This window comes from Paracoccus aestuarii (assembly GCF_028553885.1).
In the GTDB taxonomy this organism is placed as follows: domain Bacteria; phylum Pseudomonadota; class Alphaproteobacteria; order Rhodobacterales; family Rhodobacteraceae; genus Paracoccus; species Paracoccus aestuarii.
On record NZ_CP067169.1, the window covers coordinates 1,446,491 to 1,465,768 of the forward strand.

The 19,278-nt window shown below is 68.0% G+C and carries 18 protein-coding genes and 1 other RNA gene; 10 read left to right on the plus strand and 9 right to left on the minus strand.

The genetic code is table 11. The annotated features are described in order from the left end of the window. Positions 1-3 precede the first annotated feature (3 nt). The 4 genes from dxr to JHW48_RS07435 all read left to right on the plus strand — a co-directional run bounded on the left by dxr (position 4) and on the right by JHW48_RS07435 (position 5,590). Positions 4-1,155: a 1-deoxy-D-xylulose-5-phosphate reductoisomerase gene (gene dxr, locus JHW48_RS07420; RefSeq protein ID WP_119884908.1), complete on the plus strand. Its 1,152-nt coding sequence runs from the start codon at positions 4-6 to the stop codon at positions 1,153-1,155. After that, the gene (gene rseP, locus JHW48_RS07425; RefSeq protein ID WP_419182406.1) at positions 1,152-2,483 is read left to right on the plus strand and encodes an RIP metalloprotease RseP; all 1,332 of its coding nucleotides are present in this window, start codon (positions 1,152-1,154) and stop codon (positions 2,481-2,483) included. The genes dxr and rseP overlap by 4 nt, the downstream gene beginning before the upstream one ends. Before the next feature lie 105 nt (positions 2,484-2,588). Next, complete coding sequence (bamA, locus tag JHW48_RS07430) at positions 2,589-4,889, plus strand: outer membrane protein assembly factor BamA (RefSeq protein WP_119884909.1); 2,301 nt, start codon at positions 2,589-2,591, stop codon at positions 4,887-4,889. Further along, on the plus strand, positions 4,889-5,590 hold the full coding sequence (locus JHW48_RS07435; RefSeq protein ID WP_119884910.1) for an OmpH/Skp family outer membrane protein: 702 nt from the start codon (positions 4,889-4,891) through the stop codon (positions 5,588-5,590). Before bamA ends, JHW48_RS07435 begins: the two co-directional genes overlap by 1 nt. Here the strand turns inward: JHW48_RS07435 and JHW48_RS07440 are convergent. Next, positions 5,549-6,484, minus strand: a complete 936-nt coding sequence (locus JHW48_RS07440) for a nucleoside hydrolase (protein WP_119884911.1) — start codon at positions 6,482-6,484, stop codon at positions 5,549-5,551. The two genes, JHW48_RS07435 and JHW48_RS07440, sit on opposite strands and share 42 nt — an antisense overlap. Positions 6,485-6,586: 102 nt before the next feature. Next, entirely contained in the window at positions 6,587-7,585 is a 999-nt protein-coding gene (locus tag JHW48_RS07445) for a Fe(3+) ABC transporter substrate-binding protein (protein WP_119884912.1), read from the minus strand. Between the two features lie 116 nt (positions 7,586-7,701). On the opposite strand from JHW48_RS07445, the gene JHW48_RS07450 reads away from it, so the two are divergent. Beyond that, on the plus strand, positions 7,702-9,507 hold the full coding sequence (locus JHW48_RS07450; RefSeq protein WP_119884913.1) for an ABC-F family ATP-binding cassette domain-containing protein: 1,806 nt from the start codon (positions 7,702-7,704) through the stop codon (positions 9,505-9,507). 4 nt (positions 9,508-9,511) lie between these two features. Here JHW48_RS07450 and JHW48_RS07455 read toward each other — a convergent pair whose 3' ends face one another. Continuing rightward, a complete protein-coding gene (locus tag JHW48_RS07455) occupies positions 9,512-10,489 on the minus strand; it encodes a zinc-binding metallopeptidase family protein (RefSeq protein WP_119884914.1) in 978 nt (325 codons plus the stop codon). Positions 10,490-10,763: 274 nt separating this feature from the next. On the opposite strand from JHW48_RS07455, the gene rplU reads away from it, so the two are divergent. The 4 genes from rplU to JHW48_RS07475 all read left to right on the plus strand — a co-directional run bounded on the left by rplU (position 10,764) and on the right by JHW48_RS07475 (position 13,232). Then, the gene (rplU, locus tag JHW48_RS07460) at positions 10,764-11,177 is read left to right on the plus strand and encodes a 50S ribosomal protein L21 (RefSeq protein ID WP_119884915.1); all 414 of its coding nucleotides are present in this window, start codon (positions 10,764-10,766) and stop codon (positions 11,175-11,177) included. A 12-nt stretch (positions 11,178-11,189) separates the two neighbouring features. Then, positions 11,190-11,462 (plus strand): 50S ribosomal protein L27, encoded by a 273-nt coding sequence (gene rpmA / locus JHW48_RS07465; protein WP_119884916.1) that lies wholly within the window; start codon positions 11,190-11,192, stop codon positions 11,460-11,462. A gap of 116 nt (positions 11,463-11,578) precedes the next feature. Continuing rightward, positions 11,579-12,154: a GNAT family N-acetyltransferase gene (locus JHW48_RS07470; RefSeq protein WP_119884917.1), complete on the plus strand. Its 576-nt coding sequence runs from the start codon at positions 11,579-11,581 to the stop codon at positions 12,152-12,154. A 64-nt stretch (positions 12,155-12,218) separates the two neighbouring features. Further along, entirely contained in the window at positions 12,219-13,232 is a 1,014-nt protein-coding gene (locus JHW48_RS07475) for an LLM class flavin-dependent oxidoreductase (protein WP_119884918.1), read from the plus strand. 3 nt (positions 13,233-13,235) lie between these two features. Here the strand turns inward: JHW48_RS07475 and JHW48_RS07480 are convergent, their stop codons facing one another. After that, on the minus strand, positions 13,236-14,690 hold the full coding sequence (locus JHW48_RS07480) for a methyl-accepting chemotaxis protein (protein ID WP_240637673.1): 1,455 nt from the start codon (positions 14,688-14,690) through the stop codon (positions 13,236-13,238). Between the two features lie 103 nt (positions 14,691-14,793). Then, positions 14,794-15,149: a transfer-messenger RNA gene (gene ssrA, locus JHW48_RS07485) on the minus strand. Positions 15,150-15,208: 59 nt separating this feature from the next. Between ssrA and JHW48_RS07490 the strand changes: the two genes are divergently transcribed. Continuing rightward, complete coding sequence (locus JHW48_RS07490) at positions 15,209-15,469, plus strand: PepSY domain-containing protein (protein WP_119884920.1); 261 nt, start codon at positions 15,209-15,211, stop codon at positions 15,467-15,469. 35 nt (positions 15,470-15,504) lie between these two features. Here the strand turns inward: JHW48_RS07490 and JHW48_RS07495 are convergent, their stop codons facing one another. Genes JHW48_RS07495 through ectA form a run of 4 tightly spaced genes read right to left on the minus strand, consistent with a single transcriptional unit; the run spans position 15,505 to position 19,193 of the window. Next, complete coding sequence (locus tag JHW48_RS07495) at positions 15,505-16,923, minus strand: aspartate kinase (protein WP_119884968.1); 1,419 nt, start codon at positions 16,921-16,923, stop codon at positions 15,505-15,507. Further along, complete coding sequence (locus tag JHW48_RS07500; protein WP_119884921.1) at positions 16,923-17,312, minus strand: ectoine synthase; 390 nt, start codon at positions 17,310-17,312, stop codon at positions 16,923-16,925. Before JHW48_RS07500 ends, JHW48_RS07495 begins: the two co-directional genes overlap by 1 nt. A gap of 3 nt (positions 17,313-17,315) precedes the next feature. Further along, complete coding sequence (ectB, locus tag JHW48_RS07505) at positions 17,316-18,611, minus strand: diaminobutyrate--2-oxoglutarate transaminase (protein ID WP_119884922.1); 1,296 nt, start codon at positions 18,609-18,611, stop codon at positions 17,316-17,318. A 57-nt stretch (positions 18,612-18,668) separates the two neighbouring features. After that, entirely contained in the window at positions 18,669-19,193 is a 525-nt protein-coding gene (gene ectA, locus JHW48_RS07510; RefSeq protein WP_240637674.1) for a diaminobutyrate acetyltransferase, read from the minus strand. Positions 19,194-19,278: the final 85 nt, after the last annotated feature.

Sequence of the window (19,278 nt, forward strand, 5' to 3'; positions counted from 1 at the left end):
CGTATGAGACGCATTTCGATCCTGGGGGCGACGGGCTCCGTGGGCGCCAATGGCGTGGACCTGATCCGGCGCGATCCCGACCGGTTCCACACCGTCGCCCTGACCGGGGGGCGCAACATCGCCCGGCTGGCGCAGATGGCCCGCGACCTGCGCGCCGAGATCGCCGTCACCGCCCATGACGACTGCCTGGAGGATCTGCGCGCCGCGCTGGCGGGGACGGGCATCGCCGCCGCCGCCGGCACGCAGGCGCTGGTCGATGCCGCCGCCCGGCCCGCCGATTGGGTCCTGTCGGCCATCGTCGGATCGGCCGGGCTGGCGCCGGGGCTGGCGGCGATGGGCCAGGGGTCGATCCTGGCCTTGGCCAACAAGGAATCGCTGGTCTGCGCGGGCGCGCTGCTGCGCGGCACGGCGGAACGGGCGGGCGCCCGGATCCTGCCGGTGGACAGCGAACATTCCGCGCTGTTTCAGGCGCTTGGGGGTGAAACCCTCGACAGCGTCATGGATGTGACCATCACCGCGTCGGGGGGGGCCTTCCGCGACTGGCCGCTGGAACGGCTGGCCGCCGCCACCGTGGCCGAGGCATCGACCCATCCCAACTGGGCCATGGGCCAGCGCATCACCATCGACAGCGCCTCGATGTTCAACAAGGCGATGGAGGTGATCGAGGCCAAGGAGTTCTTTGGCCTCGACGCGCGCCGCATCAAGGTGTTGGTCCATCCCGAATCGATCATCCATGCGATGGTGACCCATCACGACGGCGGCTCGATCGCGCATCTGGGCGCGCCGGACATGCGCCATGCCATCGGCTATGCGCTGAACTGGCCCGAACGTCGTCCGCTGCCCGTTCCGGCGCTGGATCTGGCGGCCTTGGGTCGCCTGACCTTCCGCGCCCCGGACGAGACCCGCTGGCCCGCCCTGCGCCTTGCGCGCGAGGTGATGGAAGCGGGGGGCGCCGCGGGCGCGGTCTTCAACGCCGCCAAGGAACAGGCGCTGGACGATTTCATCGCCGGGCGCATCCGCTTCACCGACATGGCCCCGCGGGTCGAGGCCACCTTGGCCGCGCTGGCGGGCATGGACGGATTTTCCCGCGACCCCCAGGACCTGCGATCCGTCCTTGACTGGGACGCGCTCGCCCGACGAAAGGCCGCCCGATGATGGACCTGATCGCCCAGACCGGAAGCACGCTGTGGACGCTGCTGGCCTTTTTCGTCGCGCTGGCGGTGATCGTCACTGTGCATGAATACGGCCATTACATCGTCGGCCGCTGGTCCGGCATCCGGGCCGAGGTGTTCAGCGTGGGCTTCGGCCCGCGCCTGCTGGCCCGCACCGACCGGCGCGGCACCGTCTGGCAGGTCGCGGCCGTCCCTCTGGGCGGCTATGTGCGGTTTCTGGGCGACGAGAACGCGGCCAGCGCGGGGCCCGGGGGGCGGGTCGATCCCGCGCTGCGGCGCCAGACGCTGCATGGCGCGCCGCTCTGGGCGCGCTTCGCCACGCTGCTGGCGGGGCCGGTCTTCAACTTCATCCTGTCCATCGCGATCTTCGGCGGATTCGCGGTGGTCCAAGGCATCGCCCTGGACGAGGTACGCGTGGGCCGCATCAGCGAGGCGCCGCCCGCCATCACCAACGAATTGCAGCCCGGCGACCGGATCTTGGCCATCGGCGACCAGCCGGTCGCGTCCTGGGGCGATCTGGGCCGCGCGGTGGGCGAACTGCCCGTCGCCTCCAGCCAGGACTGGCAGGTCGAACGCGACGGGCGCCGCATGACGGTGACCGGGCCCGACCCGATGCCCGCCCGGATTGGCGGCGTCGCGCCCCGCAGCCCCGCCGCATCAGCCGGCCTGCGCGAGGGCGACGTGGTCCTGGCCATCGACGGCCAGCCCGTGACCCGCTTCACCCAGATGCGCGAGGCCGTGGAGGCCGCCCAGGGCGCGCCCCTGGCGCTCAGCCTCTGGCGTCCGGGCCTGGGCGATCTGGAGGTGACGCTGACCCCGCGCCTGTCGGACCTGCCCGCGCAGGGCGGCGGGTTCGAGCAGCGCTGGCTGATCGGGGTCACCGGCGGCGACAGCTTCTTCACCCCCCAGACCCGCAGCGCCGGCCCGCTGGAGGCGCTGGCCATCGGCGCGCGCCAGACCTGGGGGATCATCTGGTCCTCGATCACCGGGCTCTGGGCGATGATCTCGGGGCAGATCGGCACCTGCAACCTGGGCGGCGCGATCAGCATCGCCGAAAGCACCGGCCAGGCGGCCAGCGCGGGGGGGGCGAACTTCCTGTGGTGGATCGCGGTCCTGTCGGCGGCGATCGGCTTTCTGAACCTGCTGCCGATTCCGGTGCTGGATGGCGGGCATCTGATGTTCTACACCTACGAGGCGGTGCGCGGCCGCCCGCCCTCGGACAAGGTGCTGAACGTGCTGACGGCGATCGGCATGGCTGCGGTGCTGTCGCTGATGGTGTTCGGCCTGACCAACGATCTTTTCTGCCCGTGAGGCGCGATGCGCTTTTGACAGGCGCGCCCCGCCCGCGCTAGGAACCATAGGCAAAACGACAGCCCGCAACAGGGCGCATGAAGGCCGGAATCAAGAGGGGCGACGATGAAACGGAAACTGGGCAAGGGCGCCATCGCGCTGATGACCTCGCTGGCGGTCGCGATGCCGGCGGGGATGATGCCGTCCCCCGCGGCGGCCGTCGTCTTCAGCGCGATCCGCGTCGAGGGCAACCAGCAGATCGAGACCGGGGCGATCCTGTCCACGCTGGCCCTGCCGCAGGGCCAGGACCTGTCGCCCGGCCAGATCAATGACGGGCTGCAGCGCCTGCAGAATTCCGGCCTGTTCGAATCCGTCGAACTGGTCCCGCAGGGCGGCACGCTGGTCGTGCAGGTCCGCGAATACCCGATCGTCAACCAGATCAGCTTCGAGGGCAACCGCCGCCTGAACAATGCCCGCCTGCAGGAGATCGTGCGCAGCCAGCCGCGCCGCGTCTATCAGCCCGCCCAGGCATTGCAGGACGCCCAGACCATCGCCCAGGCCTATGCCTCGGAGGGGCGGCTGGCCGCGCGGGTCGATCCGCGCATCATCCGCCGGGCGAACAACCGCGTCGATCTGGTCTTCGAGATCCGCGAAGGCGCAGTGACCGAGATCGAGCGCATCAGCTTCACCGGCAACCGCGCCTTTTCCGACCGCCGGCTGCGCAACGTCCTGCAGACCAAGCAGGCGGGCCTTCTGCGCACCTTCATCCGGCGCGACACCTTCGCGCCCGAACGCATCCCGCTGGACGAACAGCTGCTGACGGATTTCTACCGCTCGCAGGGTTACGCCGATTTCCGCGTGCAGGGCATCGCCCCCGAGATCGCGCGCGAACGCGACGCGTTCTTCATTACCTTCAACATCCAGGAAGGCCCGCGCTACCGCTTCGGCCGGGTCGACACCGTGTCCGAGATCCCGGGCGTCGACGCATCCGCCTTTGCGGAACAGAGCCGGGTGCGCCGCGGCGCGGTCTACAACCCTTCGGTCATCGACACCTCGATCCGCCGGATGGAGACGGTGGCGATCCAGCAGGGGCTGAACTTCGTCAATATCGAACCGCGCATCACCCGCAACCCGCAGAACCAGACGCTGGACCTGACCTTCGCGCTGACCCGGGGCGAACGCATCTTCGTCGAACGCATCGACATCGAGGGCAACACGACCACGCTGGACCAGGTGATCCGCCGCCAGTTCACCACGGTCGAGGGCGACCCCTTCAACCCGCGCGAGATCCGCAATTCCGCCGAACGGGTGCGTGCCTTGGGCTATTTCGCCGATGCGCAGGTCGAGACGCGGCAGGGCAGCGGCCCCGACCAGGTCATCGTCGGCGTCAGCGTCGAGGAACAGCCCACCGGCTCGCTGTCGCTCGGCGCCAGCTACGGGGTCAATTCGGGGATCGGCTTCAACCTGGGCCTGACCGAGCAGAACTTCCTGGGCCGCGGCCAGATCCTGGGCCTGCAGCTGAGCACCGGCACCGACGACCGCGCCGCCGGGATCAACTTCGTCGAGCCGTTCTTTCTGGGCCGCGACCTGCGGCTTGGCTTCGGGGCGAATTACGTCAAGACCGAGGGGCTGAACTCCGATTACGACACCCGCCAGATCCAGGTGCAGCCCTCGCTGGAATTCCCGGTTTCCGCCAATGGCCGGCTGGAGCTGCGCTATCGCCTGTCCGAGGACCGGCTGAGCGGCGTCACCGATGACAGCTCGCAGCTGCTGATCGACGAGGAGGGCACGCGCCTGACCTCGGCCCTGGGCTATACCTACAACTGGGATTCGCGGCGCACCGGGCTGGACCCGCTGACCGCCTATCGGTTCCGCTTCTCGCAGGATTTCGCGGGCGCGGGGGGCGACACCAAGACCATCGCCACCACGGCGCTGGCCGGGGTGGAAAGCACCGCCTGGCGCGACGACGTGACCCTGCGGGCCGAGCTGGAGGCCGGGGCGATCTATACCTATGGCGATTATTCGACCTGGATCCTGGACCGTTACCGCACCGGCAACCGCATCCGCGGCTTCCGTCCCAACGGCTATGGCCCGCGCGATCTGGAGGCCGGGAACGAGGACGCGCTCGGCGGCAACTATTTCTGGGCGGCGCGGACCGAGGCGCAGTTCCCCATCGGCCTGCCCGAGGAATATGGCATCTCGGGCGGTCTGTTCGCGGATGTCGGCTCGCTCTGGGGTCTGGATCAGCGGGTGGGCACCAACGGGGTGCTGGTCGATGACGATATGTATGTGCGCGCATCGGTCGGGGCCTCGATCTTCTGGACGACGCCCATCGGGCCGCTGCGGTTCAACTTCTCGCGCGCGCTGCGCAAGCAGGACGCGGACGAGGTGCAGAACTTCGACCTGACGATCCAGACCAACTTCTGATGCGGGGGGCGGGCGTCGTCCTGCTGGCGCTGCTGCTGGCCGCGCCCGCCGCGGCCCAGGTGGATCCCGGCGCCGATCCGGGGCCGGCCGAACCGGCCGAGATCCCGCCGCCCCGGATCGCCCCCATGCCCGCCGACATCCCGGCGGGCACGATCCCCGCGCCCGCCGATCAGGTCCAGACCGTGCCGATCCTGACGGTGGATCAGGACATGCTCTATCTCAATTCGGCCTGGGGGCTGCGCGCCCAGTCCCGGCTGGAGGCCGAGGGCGACCTGATCGCCGAGGAGAACGAGCGTCTGACCCAGATGCTGTCGGCCGAGGAGGCGCGGCTGACCGAGGTGCGCCCGACGCTTTCGGCCAATGAATTTCGCCGCATGGCCGAGAATTTCGACATCCGCGCGACCGAGATCCGTCGCGAGCGCGCCCAGGCCGTGCAGGAGCTGAATGCCTGGGCCGAGGCCGACCGCGCCGCGTTCTTCCGCGCCGCGCTGCCGGTGATGGGGCAGGTGATGGATGACCGGGGCGCGGTGGCGGTGCTGGACCGGCGCACGGTGTTTGTCTCGCTGGACGCGATCGACGTGACCGACAGGCTGATCGAGGCGGTCGACCAGCGCGTGGGCGATGGCGACGGGGCGGTGCCCCTGCCCGATGGCGCGGGATCAGCCCAGGGTGGCGATCCGGTCGCGGATCAGGGTGAATAGCCGGTCGCGATCCACATCCTTGATGAACAGCGCATTGGCGGGGCGGTCGCTGACCCGCCACCAGTCGGCGACCGTCATGCCGGTGGTCCAGCGGCCCTGCGTCTCGATCTCGACATTGATCTGGCGGCCTTGGAACAGGTCCGGGTCCAGCAGCCAGGCGATGGTGCAGGGATCGTGCAGCGGCGCGCCCTCGCTGCCGTATTTGGCCGTGTCGAAGCGTTCGAAGAAATCCGTCCAGCCCGCCACCGCGGGGCCGCAGCGGCCGGGCAGGGCGCGCATCTGGTCCACCCAGTCCCGGCTGGTCAGCGCCTTGTGGGTCACGTCCAGCGGCATGACGACCAAGGGCACGCCCGCGGCAAAGACCTCGGCCGCGGCCTCGGGATCGACGAAGATGTTGAATTCGGCGGCGGGGGTGATGTTGCCCACCTCGAAATAGGCGCCACCCATCAGCACGATGCGCTGGACGCGGTCGATGATGTCGGGGGCGCGGCGGAAGGCCAGGGCGATGTTGGTCAGCGGCCCGATGGGCACCAGCGTGATGCTGCCCGCGGGTTCGGCGCGCAGGGTGTCGATGATGAAATCGACCCCGTGGCGGTCCTGCAGCGGCAGGCGGGGGTCCGGCAGCTCGATCCCGTCCAGGCCGGTCTTGCCATGGACATGTTCCGCCGTGACCAGGTCGCGGTCCAAGGGCCGGTCGCAGCCCGCAAAGACCGGCACCTCGCGGCCCGACAGCTCGACCACCTTGCGCGCGTTCAGCTGGGTCAGGGCCAGGGGCACGTTGCCGGCCACGGCGACGATGCCCAGCACCTCGATCTCGGGCGAGGCCAGGGCCAGCAGGATGGCCACGGCGTCGTCCTGGCCGGGATCGGTGTCGATGATGATCTTCTGAGCCATGCCACGCTCCTGCCGGGTTCGCCGAAGGTTGTGCGACAGTCATGAAAAAGGCGCAAGCCCCGCTTGCGCCTTCGTTTTTCGGGATGTCGGGGGCGACGGGGATCAGCCGTCGAAATTCACCCGCTCGATCAGGTCCAGCGCCTGCGGGCGCAGGTCCGAGATCTCGGACAGGCCCAGGTCGTCGGCGGTGAAATCGCCCCAGCTGGCGACCAGCTCGGACCGGTCCACGCCCTCGACCACGGGGAATTCGTGGTTCGTCTCGGCATAGATGCGCTGCGCCTCGTCGCTGACCAGGAATTCCATCAGCGCCAGCGCCTGTTCCTGGTTGGGCGAGGATGCGGTCATCGCCATCCCCGAGACGTTCACATGCGTGCCGCCATCCTCGAAGGTCGGGAATTCGATGCGCACCGCATCCGCCCATTCCCGCTGTTCGGGATCGGCGACCATCTGGCCCATGTAATAGGTGTTGCCCAGGCTGACATCGCATTCGCCCGCCCAGATGGACCGGACCTGCGCGCGGTCATTGCCTTCGGGGCGCTTGGCCAGGTTCGCCTTGACGCCCTCCAGCCAGGCGACGGTCTCCTCCTCGCCGTGATGGGCCAGATAGGCGGCGGTCAGCGCGACGTTGTAATCGTTGGTGAAGGTGCGGGTGCAGATGCGGCCGCGCCATTTCTCGTCGGCCAGATCCTCGTAGGTGGTCACCTCGCCATCGGCGACGCGGTCCTTGTGGGCATAGAGGATGCGCGCGCGGGTGGTCAGGCCGAACCACATGTTCTCGTCGTCGCGCAGCTCGGCGGGGATCACGTCGAAGGCGTCGTTCTCGACCGCCTGCAGCACGCCCGCATCCTTCAGCTGGCCAAGCCGGGCCACGTCCACGGTCAGCACCACATCGGCCGGCGACCGGGCGCCCTCGGCCTCCAGCCGCTCGACCATGCCCTGATCGACGAAGGCCAGGTTCACGCGGATGCCGGTTTCCGCCGTGAAGGCGTCGATCAGCGGCTGGATCAGCTCCGGCTGGCGGTGGGAATAGACGTTCACCTCCTGCGCCAGGGCGGGCAGGGCGGTGGCGGTCATCAGGGAGGCCAGGATCAGGGGGCGCATGTTGACTCCTTTGGTAAGGTTATGCGGGCTGTTTGGCTTTTCCTACTATTCCTGTCAAGCATCATCGGGTCGCAGGCTGCATTGACCCGCCGCGCGCCGCGCGCTAGGGCGCGGGCATGGCACGCGCACCCCTTTTGCAACTCTCCGACATCTCGCTGACCTATGGCGGCGATCCCGTCTTCGACGGCCTGTCCCTCAACGTCCAGCAGGGCGACCGCGTCGCGCTGGTGGGGCGCAACGGGTCGGGCAAGTCTACCCTGATGAAGGTCATGGGCGGCCTGGTCGAACCCGACCGGGGCGACGTGGTCCTGTCGGCGGGCGTATCGACCGGCTACATGGAGCAGGACCCGGATCTGTCCGGCTTCGCCACCTTGGGCGAATTCGCCCGCGACGGGCTGGAGCCGGGCGAGGATTACCTGGTCGACATGGCCGCCGAGGGGCTGAAATTCGACCCCGACCGCCCCGTGGACACCGCATCGGGCGGCGAGCGTCGCCGCGCCGCCCTGGCCCGCCTGCTGGCCCGCGCGCCCGAGCTGATGCTGCTGGACGAGCCGACCAACCATCTGGACATCCAGGCGATCGGCTGGCTGGAGGAGCATCTGTCCCAGACCCGCGCGGGCTTTGTGCTGATCAGCCATGACCGCGCCTTTCTGCGCCGCCTGACCAAGGCGACGCTGTGGATCGACCGCAGCCAGGTCCGCCGCCAGGAACGCGGCTTCGAGGGTTTCGAGGATTGGCGCGAGGCCACCTGGGCCGCCGAGGACGATGCCCGCCACAAGCTGGACCGCAAGATCAAGGCCGAGGCCCGATGGGCGGTCGAGGGCATCAGCGCCCGCCGCAAGCGCAACCAGGGCCGTGTTCGCGCGCTGGCCGCGCTGCGGGCCGAACGCAGCAGCCAGATCCGCCGTCAGGGCACCGCCGCGATGGCCTTCGACAGCGGCCCGACCAGCGGCAAGAAGGTGGTCGAGGCCACCGGGATTTCCAAGGCCTTCGGCGACAAGGTCATCCTGCGGCCCTTCGACCTGCGCATCCAGCGCGGCGACCGCATCGCATTCGTCGGCCCCAATGGCGCGGGCAAGACCACGCTGATCAAGATGCTGACCGGCGAGATCGCGCCCGACCAAGGCACCGTCACCTTGGGCACCAATCTGGAGGTCGCGGTCTTCGACCAGGCCCGCGCCGCGCTGAACCCCGACCAGACGCTGTGGGAATCGCTGACCGGCGATCCGGAGATGCGGGTGTCGGGCCGCGCCGATCAGGTGATGGTGCGGGGCACGCCCAAGCATGTCGTGGCCTATCTGAAGGATTTCCTCTTTGATGACGGTCAGGCCCGCGCGCCGGTGCGCAGCCTGTCGGGCGGCGAAAAGGCGCGTCTGCTGCTGGCGCGGCTGATGGCGCGGCCCTCGAACCTGCTGGTGATGGACGAACCGACCAACGATCTGGACGTCGAGACGCTGGACCTGCTGCAGGATCTGCTGGGCGAATATGACGGCACGGTGCTGCTGGTCAGCCACGACCGCGACTTCATCGACCGCGTGGCCGACACGACCGTGGCGATGGAGGGCGATGGCCGCGCCACCGTCTATGCCGGCGGCTGGAGCGATTATCAGGCCCAACGCGGCGAGACCCCGCCCGAGGAGCCGGTGGCCGCGGCGAAATCCGCGCCCGTGGCCGACAAGCCGAAGCCCGCGCGCGACGGGCTGAGCTTCACCGAACGCCACCGGCTGGAGGCGTTGCCCGGCATCATCGCCAAGCTGGAGGCCGAGATCGCCAAGCTGTCGGAATTCATGTCCGACCCGGACCTGTTCACCACCGCCCCCGCCAAGTTCGAAAAGGCCAGCCTGGCCTTGTCGGAACGCCAAGCGGCGCTGGCCGATGCCGAGGAGGAATGGCTGGCCTTGGAGGAACGCGCCGCGTCCTGACGCCTCAGGCGCCGCGGGCGCGGTGGTTCTTCAGCCAGCCATGGGCAAAGGCGATCTTGTCGCGCACCGGCATGGTCAGCACGAAGGGATAGAGGTCGGAATTGTCCAGCGCGCGGTTGATGTCATTGACCGCGATGGTGATCTCGGCCGCGATGGACAGCAGGCGATGGGGGTCGTCCTCGGCATAGGCGTGGTAATCCGGCGGCACGCCCGGCATCGCCAGATGGGTGCTGCAGAAGCTGTCGGTCACGTCGGTCAAGTGCAGCAGATGGGCGACCGTCTCGGCCCAGTCCTCATGCGGATGGGCGGTGGCGTATCCGGTGATGTAATCCTCGCCCGGATCGCGGGGGTTTTCGTAATGGCGCTGCAGGGCCTGGCCGTAATCGGCGCGCTCATCCCCGAAGGTGGCGCGGAAGGCGGTCAGGAAATCGGGCGCCACGGCCAGCCGGTCGAACAGGAAATGCGCCAGCTCGTGACGGAAATGGCCGACCATGGATCGGTACTGCTCGCCCAGCTTCAGCTGGCGCTTCAGGCGGATCAGCTCGTCGGCCTCGGTGACGTTGATGGTGATCTCGCCATGGGCATGGCCCATCGTGATCTGCTGGGTGCGCGACCCGTTGCCGGTATCCTCGGAGAGCATCAGAAAGCGGGGGCGGCGGCCGGGATCGGCCTCGGTGAACCAGCCCCATTTGGCCAGGTTCGCCAGGACCCACCGCTTGGCGCGTTCGGCGCTGGCCAGCAGGCGCTCGTTCTCGCCCACATGCAGGATGGGGACGACCTCGGACATGGCGCAGGACCGGCAGAGCCGCCCCGCGGCGGGCGCGGTCCAGTTGCAAAAGATGCTGTCGCGGTTCAGGCAGCGGGGGGCGTCCGCGACCATCTCCATCCGTTCGGGGTCATAGACCAGCGCCTCGCCGCAGTTGCAGATCAGATTGTGGAAATAGGCACGCGTCCCGCAATGGGGGCATGAAAAGCGTTGCATGGGGGCGACCGGTCCTGTCCTTGGGCCATGATCAAGCCGCGCCGGACCGGGGCGGTTCCCCAAGATCGGGCGATTGTGCGGGGTTGACTTTGGCCCGCCGATGGGCCAGATGACGCGCACCGGCAGGGCATCCGCCCTTGGCCGGCGATTTTTATTCATGACACCCTTTGACGGGTGCGCTGTCCGAAGGCGGGGTCCACCCCGGAAATCTCGGCCCCGGCGATCTTTGCCCGGGGGTCGAAGCCGAAGGACGCGGTTGACGAAGGAAGAGACGATGTTCGCGGTTCTGAAAACTGGCGGCAAGCAGTACAAGGTGCAGGCAGGCGACGTCCTGCGCGTCGAAAAGCTGAATGCCGCGGCTGGCGAGACTGTCCAGTTCAACGACGTGCTGATGGTTGGCGGCACCCTGGGCGCCCCCCTGGTCGCGGGCGCCTGCGTGCAGGCCGAGGTGATCGACCAGATCAAGGCCGACAAGGTCATCACCTATGTCAAGCGCCGCCGCAAGCACAGCTCGCAGCGGACCCGCGGTCACCGCCAGCAGCTGACGCTGCTGCGCGTCACCGACGTGCTGGAGACCGGCGCGGACAAGACCGGCGTCAAGGCCGCCACCGGCGCCCGCACCAAGGTCGAGGCGACCGAAGCCCCGGCCAAAGCCACGAAACCGGCCAAAGACGCCGCTGAAGCCTAAGGAGAACGACCCATGGCACATAAGAAAGCAGGCGGTTCCTCCCGCAACGGTCGCGACAGCGCCGGCCGCCGTCTCGGCGTCAAGCTGTTCGGCGGCCAGGCCGCCATCGCGGGCAACATCATCGTGCGTCAGCGCGGCACCACCTGGTGGCCGGGCACCAATGTCGGCATGGGCAAGGATCACACCCTGTTCGCGCTGACCGACGGTCACGTGACCTTCAAGAAGGGTCTGAAGGGTCGCACCTTCATTTCGGTGATCCCCGCCACGCTGGAAGCGGCCGAGTAACCACAGCGTAATGTTTCGCTGCTAAGGGGGGATCGGCGAGAGCCGGTCCCCCAAGCCGTTTGATCGTCATATTTTGCAAGGTTTCCTGGGGAGGAAGCATGGTGATGTCTGCACCGATGAGGGAGGGTAGTCGTTTGGACGACCTGGACGCCGCCGCGGCAGGGGCGCTGTCCCAGCCTGTCATTCGCACCGACCGTTTCACGCTGAGGCCGCTGCGGCGGTCCGATGCCGGGATGATCGCCCATTACACCGCCGATCGACGCGTGGCCGAGGGCACGCGCGCCATCCCGCATCCGCTGCCGCCGGGCGCATCGGACAGCTTCGTCGCGCGGGCCTTGGCCGCCGACCGGGCCGAGGATGTCTGGGCCATCGACGGCAGCGACCACAAACTGGCCGAGCTGCTGGGCGTCGTCTCGCTGACCCGGATGGAGGATGCGCGATCCGAGCTGGGCTTCTGGATCGGTGCGGGGTTCTGGAACACGGGCTTTGCGACCGAGGCGGTGGCGGCGCTGGTCGCGGCCAATCCGCATGGCTCGCGCACGCTTTTCGCCGAGGCCTTCCAGGACAATCCGGGTTCCGCCCGGGTGCTGACCAATTGCGGCTTCGTCTATCTGGGCGATGCGGAAAGCTGGTCGGTCGCGCGGGGCGCGCGCGTGCCCACCTGGACCTATCTGCGGCGCATGGCGGGCTGAGAAAACCGCCCCGGACGGGATGCGCGCCATTGCATTGCACGATGCGCATCCTAGATCATGTCTCATGACACAGCCTCTTCCCTATTCGCTTCTCGATCTGTCCCCGGTCCCCGAGGGCAGCACCGCAGCTGACGCCATCCGCAACACGATCGAACTGGCCCGCCATGCCGAGGGCTGGGGCTATCGCCGCTTCTGGCTGGCCGAACATCACAACATGCCGGGCATCGCCAGCGCGGCGACGGCGGTGCTGATCGGGCTGGTCGCGCAGGCGACCCGTACGATCCGTGTGGGCGCGGGGGGCATCATGCTGCCCAACCACGCGCCCCTGACCGTGGCCGAAGCCTTCGGAACCTTGGCCACCGCCTTTCCCGACCGCATCGATCTGGGGTTGGGCCGCGCGCCCGGCGGCGACGGCGCGGTGATCCGCGCGCTGCGGCGCGATCCCATGGCCGACAGCTTTCCCCAGGACGTGGTCGAGCTGCTGGATTACCTGGGTCCCGAACGCCCCGGGGCGCCTGTGCGCGCCCTGCCGGGCGAGGGCACGAACGTCCCCGTCTGGATCCTGGGCAGCAGCCTCTATGGCGCGCAGCTGGCGGCGCATCTGGGCCTGCCCTATGCCTTTGCCAGCCATTTCGCGCCCGACCATCTGGAACAGGCGCTGCAGATCTATCGCGAGCGGTTCCGGCCGTCGCCTTGGGGCGACAGGCCCTATGCCGTCATGGCCGCGAATGTCTTTGCCGCCGACGATCCGGGGCAGGCGGCCTATCTGCGCACGACCATGCAGCTGGCCTTCGCGCGGCTGCGGACGGGCCAGCCGGGCAAGCTGCCCCGCCCGGTCGCCGATATCGATGCCGAGATCGGCGCGGCCACCCGCCGCGCCGTCGATCAGGCCCTGCGCATCACCGCGACGGGCGACCGCGCGCAGGTCCAGGATCAGCTGGCCGCGCTGGTCGATCGCCACCGCCCCGACGAGGTCATCCTGACCGGCCAGATCCACGACCGCACCGCGCGCCTGCGCAGCTTCGAGATCGCGGCCGAGGCGGCGGCCGGGCTGACCGCCCTGCCGGCCGCGGCCTGACGATCAGCCGGTCAGCCGCATCGCCGCGGGCGCGTCCTGGGCGGTGCGGAAGCTGCTGACCAGGCGCGTCAGCTCCTTGGCCTCGGTGTTCAGCAGGCTGCTGGTGGCGTTCGCCTCCTCGACCATGGCGGCGTTCTGCTGGGTGACATCGTCCAGATAGCGCACCGCGCTGTTGATCTCGGAGATGCTGAGCGACTGGCGCTGCGCGGTGGCCGACATCTCGGTCACGATGGTCTCGATCTCGTCAAAGACCTTCAGGATGTCGGTCAGCGCCTGATGGGTGGCACCGACCAGCGACACGCCATGGGTCGTCTGTTCGACGCTGCGGTCGATCAGCGTCTGGATGGTGCGCACCGCATCGGCGGAGCGTTGCGCCAAGGCGCGCACCTCGGCCGCCACGACGGCGAAACCGCGCCCGGCCTCGCCCGCGCGGGCGGCCTCGACCCCGGCATTCAGGGCCAGCAGGTTCGTCTGGAAGGCGATCTCGCTGATCACGCCGATGATCTGACCCATCTCGCCCGCGCTGGATGAGACATCGGCCATCGCCGTGCGCGTCTGTTCCATGATCTCGCTGCCGCGGCTGGCGACCTGTCGGGCGCGGGTGGTCATCTCCTCGGCTTGGCGGCTGCGGGTGGCGGAATCGCGCACCGCTTCGGTCATCTCGTTCAGCGCGGCCGAGGTCTGTTCCAGGCTGGCCGCCTGCTGTTCGGTGCGCCGCGCCAGGTCGTCCGAGGCGGCTGCGATCTCGCCCGTGCCGGTGCCGATCTGATGGGCGGCGTCGCGGACCGAGGTCATGATGCCGCCGAGCCGTTCGATCGTGTCGTTGAAATGCGTCCGCGCCGACAGATCGGGGTCCAGCTGGGCGGTCAGATCGCCCTCGGCCAGCCGGCCCATGGCGTCGGCCAAGGCCTCGAAGGCGCGCTGCTGCGCCGCCTCGGAGGCGCGACGGCGCCCGTCCACCTGGTCCAGATAGGTCGAGATCGACAGGTCCACATCCAGCAGCGCGGCGCGCATCACCGCCGAGATGTCCTCGGCCAGCCTCATCCGGCCGGCCGCGGTCAGCGTCCTGCGTTCCGTCAGCAGGTCGCGGATCACCTGGTCCAGCACCAGCCCATATCCGCCGATATACCAGCGCGGCTCCAGCCCGATGCGGGCATGGACGGCGCCGATCCGGGTCACGGCATCGGCGTAATCCGACCCGTATTCGCCCGAGGCGATGCGGTCCCAGTGCCGCGCCTGGCTGGACCGGGCGCGGTCCGTATGCGCCTTGTCCGAGAAGTGGCGGCGCAGGATGGGGGTCGCCGCGACCTTGGTATAGAAGGCCTCCAGCGCCTTGGCGACGCTGACCTGGATCTGGGGCGAGATCGCCCTGATCCGGGCCTGATCGGCACCGTCGAGGCCCAGGAATTCCAGCCGGGCCTGAAGGTCGGTTACAGTATTCACATCGGAAATGGCCACGCGGCGATCCTTTCGCAAAAGCATGGCCACAGTCTTACCCGACGGCAGTTAAGGAACGTTGAATCCTAAACCATCCGGTGCGTCAAAATTTCAAGGGGGATAAGATGCAGGATTCTGTTGCCAGGCTCCTGCGGGCCCCGCCTTACGCTGCTAGGCGCAAGGGCTTAGGTTTCGATCTTGCGGACTGCTTACGCAGCCAGCGCGACCGGAGCACGGTTGTCGTTGGCAACTGTACAATTTGCACCGATAACGGTGGTCGCTCACCGGGACAAAGCATAACCCCTTTAGACGTTCGTCGATCCTGTTTCGGCCCCATTATCCCCCAACGAAGGTGATCTGGTGGAGCCGCCGGGTACCGCCCCCGGGTCCGATCCGCTTATTACGAGCGCGTTTATGTCCATAGTCCGGATCGCTCCGGACAGATCAGATATAGGCCGGGCCCGGGCGCTTCGCAAGGGTGGAACCGGGCCCGGTGCGCCCGGGTTGGCCCGGACCGAATGCACAGAAAGGACGATCCGATGATCCTGCGCCCGCTGGCCATCCTGGCCCTGACCGCCGCACCCCTTGCGGCCGCCGCGCAATCGACGCCGCCCGCCGATGCGATGCCGCTGTCCCAGATCCTGGCCGGGCTGGAAAACGACCCGGCCACCGATCTGGGCCATTTCGACGAGGTCGAATGGGACAGCGACGGCTATTGGGAGGTGGAATATTACACCTCGGACAATCGCGAGGTGAAGATGCGGATCGACCCGGTCTCGGGCCAGCCGATCACGCGATAAGGCGAACGGGGGCCGTGGGGCCGCCGTTTTCCGTCTCAGGCCACCGCGGCCAGGTCGGTCTTGCGATCCTCGACCAAGGCGCCGTGCAGGGCGGCGATGGCGCCCGACAGGGATTCCCGTTCGATGATGAACTGGACGTCCACGGCGCGGGGACCTTGGGTCGCGCCGATCGCCTCCAACCCCGATGCGGCCAGCGCGTTCAGACCGCGCGACAGGACCTTCAGCCCTTCCAGATCACGCCCGACCGCCGCCGCCATCGCCACTGCCCGCGACGAGACTTGGGCCGAGGGGTAGCGCTCGGTCAGGTCCTTCTCGACCCGGCGCAGGACCTTCAGGCTGCTGTCCACGTAATGGGTGATCGTGTTGGCATTCGAGACCTTGCTGACGATGCGGACCTTGTGACGGGTCAGCACCTCAAGGATCGCCGCGTCGTAGCCCTTGGCACCGACCATGTCCTGTTCGAACAGCTCCAGCGCAAAGACGTCGAGGCCCGTCACGATCTCGACCGCGGGCGAGGGGGCGGGCTGGTCGTCGATCAGCGTGCCCGGGTCATGCGGCTCGAAGGCATTGGTCACGCGCAGCGGCACGCCCGACTGACGCAGGGTCTTGGCGGCCTTGGGGTGGATCGCCTCCATCCCCAGGTTCGACAGCTGGTCGGCCACGTCGTAATTCGTGCGGCCCAGCTTGCGCACCGCGTCATGGCCCACAAGGTTCGGATCGGCCGAGGAGAGGTGGAATTCCTTGTGGATGATCGCCTCGCGCGCGCCGGTCAGGGCGGCCAGCCGCGAGAAGGTCACCTCGGAATAGCCGCGGTCGAATTCGCGCATCAACCCCTCGCGGCACTGGGCATAGCCGGTGACGATGGGCATCTCGGTCTGCGGATCGACGCCGGACATGGCGCCGGTGATGCGTTCCTCCAGGCTGACCTCGCCCGTGTCGCGCCATCCCGACAGATCGACGAAGCGCGCCTGGATGCCCGCGCGCTGCAACATCAGCGTGGTGACGAAGGCGGAATGCGCCTCGCCCAGCCCCGACAACAGCTCGCGCGTCTGCAGCATGTGTTCCGACAGCCGGAAATGCCCATAGGAGCACAGGCGCTGCAGGTCGATCAGGCAGTTGCGCGCCCCGACCAGGCGGTCGCGGACAAAGGCGTCAGCCCGTTCCAGATCGCCCGGATGATCCAGAACGACCCGATGCGCCTCGATCATCGCGTCGCTGGCGCGGTCCAGCGCGGCCAGCCAGCCATGGTCGCCCTCGCCCGAGGCGAAGGCCGCATAGACCCCCGGCTCGCCCGATTTCTTGTGTTCGAGCAGCAGGTTGGTGATGCCGCCAAAGGCCGAGACGACGAAGATCCGGCCATAGGGCGCCGCGGGATCGCCGATCAGCACCGTGTCGCGCAGCTCGTGGAGGCGCGACATCGAGGTGCCGCCGATCTTTTCGACAGTATGACCCATCATGCCGTCTCGGCAGGGGCGTAGCTGCCGTCCTCCTGATGCACCTCGGTCCCGGTGACCGGCGGGTTGAAGCAGCAGGCCATGACCAAGGTCTCATCCGCGCGCAGGATGTGCTTGTCATGCAGGTTCAGCGCATACATCACGCCCGGCTTGATGGCATGGGTTTCGCCCGTGCCCAGATCGGTGATCGAGCCCTTGCCCTGCATGCAATAGACGCTTTCGAAATGGTGCTTGTAGTGGAACTGATGTTCCGAGCCCGCCTCCAGCGTGGTGATGTGGAAGGAAAAGCCCATCCCGTCATCGGCCAGCAGCATGCGGACCGAATTCCAGCGGGCATCCGACACGGATCGGTCGGTATTCTTCAATTCGTTGAAATCGCGAACAATCATGGGTTACTCCGCAGCAATGGTGGTGGTGGAGGTGACGGCGCGGGCGGCATCCAGCAGGATGTCGAAGCCGCGGGTCAGAACCTCGTCCGGGGTGGTCAGGGGGGCCAGGACCTTGACGACCTGATCCTCGTTCCCCGAGGTCTCGATGATCAGCCCGCCCTCGAAGGCGCGCTTGCAGATGGCCCCTGCCAGATCGCCCGTGCCCACATCGACGCCGCGCATCAACCCGCGGCCCTTCAGATAGGCGCCGGGGACCAGGGCGGCCAGTTCGGTCAGCCGGTCCTCGATCAGCGTGGCGCGGCGGGCCAGAACGGTCTCGAATGCGCCATCGGCCCAGAACTTCTCGACCGCGACGCGGGCGGTGACGAAGGCATGGGTGTTGCCCCGGAAGGTGCCGTTATGTTCGGCGGGGCCGAAGACATCATGTTCGGGGCGCACCAGCACCATGGCCAGCGGCAGGCCGAAGCCCGACACGGATTTGGCCATCGGCACCAGGTCCGGCATCACGCCCATCTCCTCGAAGGAGAAGAACTTGCCGGTCCGTCCGCAGCCCGCCTGGATGTCGTCCAGGATCAGCAGCGCGCCGTGGCGCTTGGCAATGTCGGCGACGGCGCGGATGAAATCGGCGGATGCGGCGTTCAGGCCGCCCTCGCCCTGGACCGTCTCCATCATGATGGCGGCGGGGGCGTCGATGCCGCCCGAATTGTCCGACAGCATCTGGTCCAGCAGGGCCGCGCTGTCCAGCCCGTCGGCGTAACCGTCATAGGGGACGCGGGTGACGCCCTGCGTCTCCATCCCCGCGCCGCCGCGGTGATAGCCGTTGCCGGTCGCGGCCAGCGCGCCCATGGTCACACCGTGAAAGCCGTTGGTGAAGGCGATGACATTCGTGCGCCCGGTCGATTTGCGCGCGATCTTCATCGCGGCCTCGACGGCATTGGCGCCGGTGGGGCCGGTGAACATCACCCGGTGATCCATGCCGCGCGGCTTTAGGATATGGGCCTCGAAGGCGCGCAGGAAATCGGCCTTGGTGGTGGTGTGCAGGTCCAGACCATGCGCGATGCCGTCGCCCGCGATGTGGTCGATCAGCGCCGCCTTCATGTCGGGGTCGTTATGGCCATAGTTCAGCGACGAGCAGCCGGCCAGAAAGTCGATATAGTCCCGACCGTCCGCGCCGCGCATGATCGAGCCGCTGGCCGATTGGAACAGCGTCGGGATGCCGCGGCAATAGGACCGGGCCTCGCTTTCGCGGCGGGTGAAGATGCCGGTATCGGTGGTGGTCGCAGTCATGTCCTTGGGCATGAGATATCCTTTCGCGCGATGCGCGTTATCTTTGAATGCTTCGATCTGTGAAGAGAATCAGGCCGCGTGAACCCGGGGCAGGGGCTGCGGCAATTCGATCGTCACCATGTGTTCGGTCGCGTGGCGGCCGTCGAAATGTTCGTCCCGCTTGTAATGCGGATCGTCATCCAGCGTGCCGCCCAGGCTGCGGGCCAAGCTGCGGAACAGCGCCCAAGAGGCGTCGTTGTCTCGCGTGATCGTGGTGTTCAGGTGGCGCGCCTCGGCGCATTCCGGACGGGCCAGCAGATGCGTCAGCATCCGGCGGCCCAACCCCATGCCGCGTGCGACGGGGCTGACGGCCACCTGCCACACGAAAAGCGCGTCCTGGCCCGGGATCAGGTGCCCCGAGACCCAGCCCACGATCCGCCCCTCCAGTTCGGCCACGACGCAGGTGTCGCGGAAATGGTCGGTCTGGACCAGGTTGCAATACATCGAATTCTCGTCAAGCGGCTTGCACTGCCGCACCAGGTCCCAGATGTTGCTGCCATCGGTGGGATCGGGCTTGCGGAAGACAAGCTGGCTTGTCGTATCGATGTCTTGCATGTCGCGGGGCATGGGCTGCTGGTCCTCAGTTGCTTCGAGCGTCAAACTAACAAACCGGACCCCTGGTTTCAACCATCGCGGCCGA

Bases quoted from the DNA above. Each gene is read 5' to 3' on its own strand.
- JHW48_RS07455 (WP_119884914.1), bottom strand. From the start codon at position 10,489: ATGCAACGCTTTTCATGCCCCCATTGCGGGACGCGTGCCTATTTCCAC.
- JHW48_RS07490 (WP_119884920.1), top strand. From the start codon at position 15,209: ATGATCCTGCGCCCGCTGGCCATCCTGGCCCTGACCGCCGCACCCCTT.
- rpmA (WP_119884916.1), top strand. From the start codon at position 11,190: ATGGCACATAAGAAAGCAGGCGGTTCCTCCCGCAACGGTCGCGACAGC.
- JHW48_RS07450 (WP_119884913.1), top strand. From the start codon at position 7,702: ATGGCACGCGCACCCCTTTTGCAACTCTCCGACATCTCGCTGACCTAT.
- JHW48_RS07495 (WP_119884968.1), bottom strand. From the start codon at position 16,923: ATGGGTCATACTGTCGAAAAGATCGGCGGCACCTCGATGTCGCGCCTC.
- JHW48_RS07470 (WP_119884917.1), top strand. From the start codon at position 11,579: ATGAGGGAGGGTAGTCGTTTGGACGACCTGGACGCCGCCGCGGCAGGG.
- JHW48_RS07500 (WP_119884921.1), bottom strand. From the start codon at position 17,312: ATGATTGTTCGCGATTTCAACGAATTGAAGAATACCGACCGATCCGTG.
- JHW48_RS07440 (WP_119884911.1), bottom strand. From the start codon at position 6,484: ATGGCTCAGAAGATCATCATCGACACCGATCCCGGCCAGGACGACGCC.
- rplU (WP_119884915.1), top strand. From the start codon at position 10,764: ATGTTCGCGGTTCTGAAAACTGGCGGCAAGCAGTACAAGGTGCAGGCA.
- JHW48_RS07475 (WP_119884918.1), top strand. From the start codon at position 12,219: ATGACACAGCCTCTTCCCTATTCGCTTCTCGATCTGTCCCCGGTCCCC.
- JHW48_RS07435 (WP_119884910.1), top strand. From the start codon at position 4,889: ATGCGGGGGGCGGGCGTCGTCCTGCTGGCGCTGCTGCTGGCCGCGCCC.
- JHW48_RS07445 (WP_119884912.1), bottom strand. From the start codon at position 7,585: ATGCGCCCCCTGATCCTGGCCTCCCTGATGACCGCCACCGCCCTGCCC.
- dxr (WP_119884908.1), top strand. From the start codon at position 4: ATGAGACGCATTTCGATCCTGGGGGCGACGGGCTCCGTGGGCGCCAAT.
- ectA (WP_240637674.1), bottom strand. From the start codon at position 19,193: ATGCAAGACATCGATACGACAAGCCAGCTTGTCTTCCGCAAGCCCGAT.
- ectB (WP_119884922.1), bottom strand. From the start codon at position 18,611: ATGCCCAAGGACATGACTGCGACCACCACCGATACCGGCATCTTCACC.
- rseP (WP_419182406.1), top strand. From the start codon at position 1,152: ATGATGGACCTGATCGCCCAGACCGGAAGCACGCTGTGGACGCTGCTG.
- bamA (WP_119884909.1), top strand. From the start codon at position 2,589: ATGAAACGGAAACTGGGCAAGGGCGCCATCGCGCTGATGACCTCGCTG.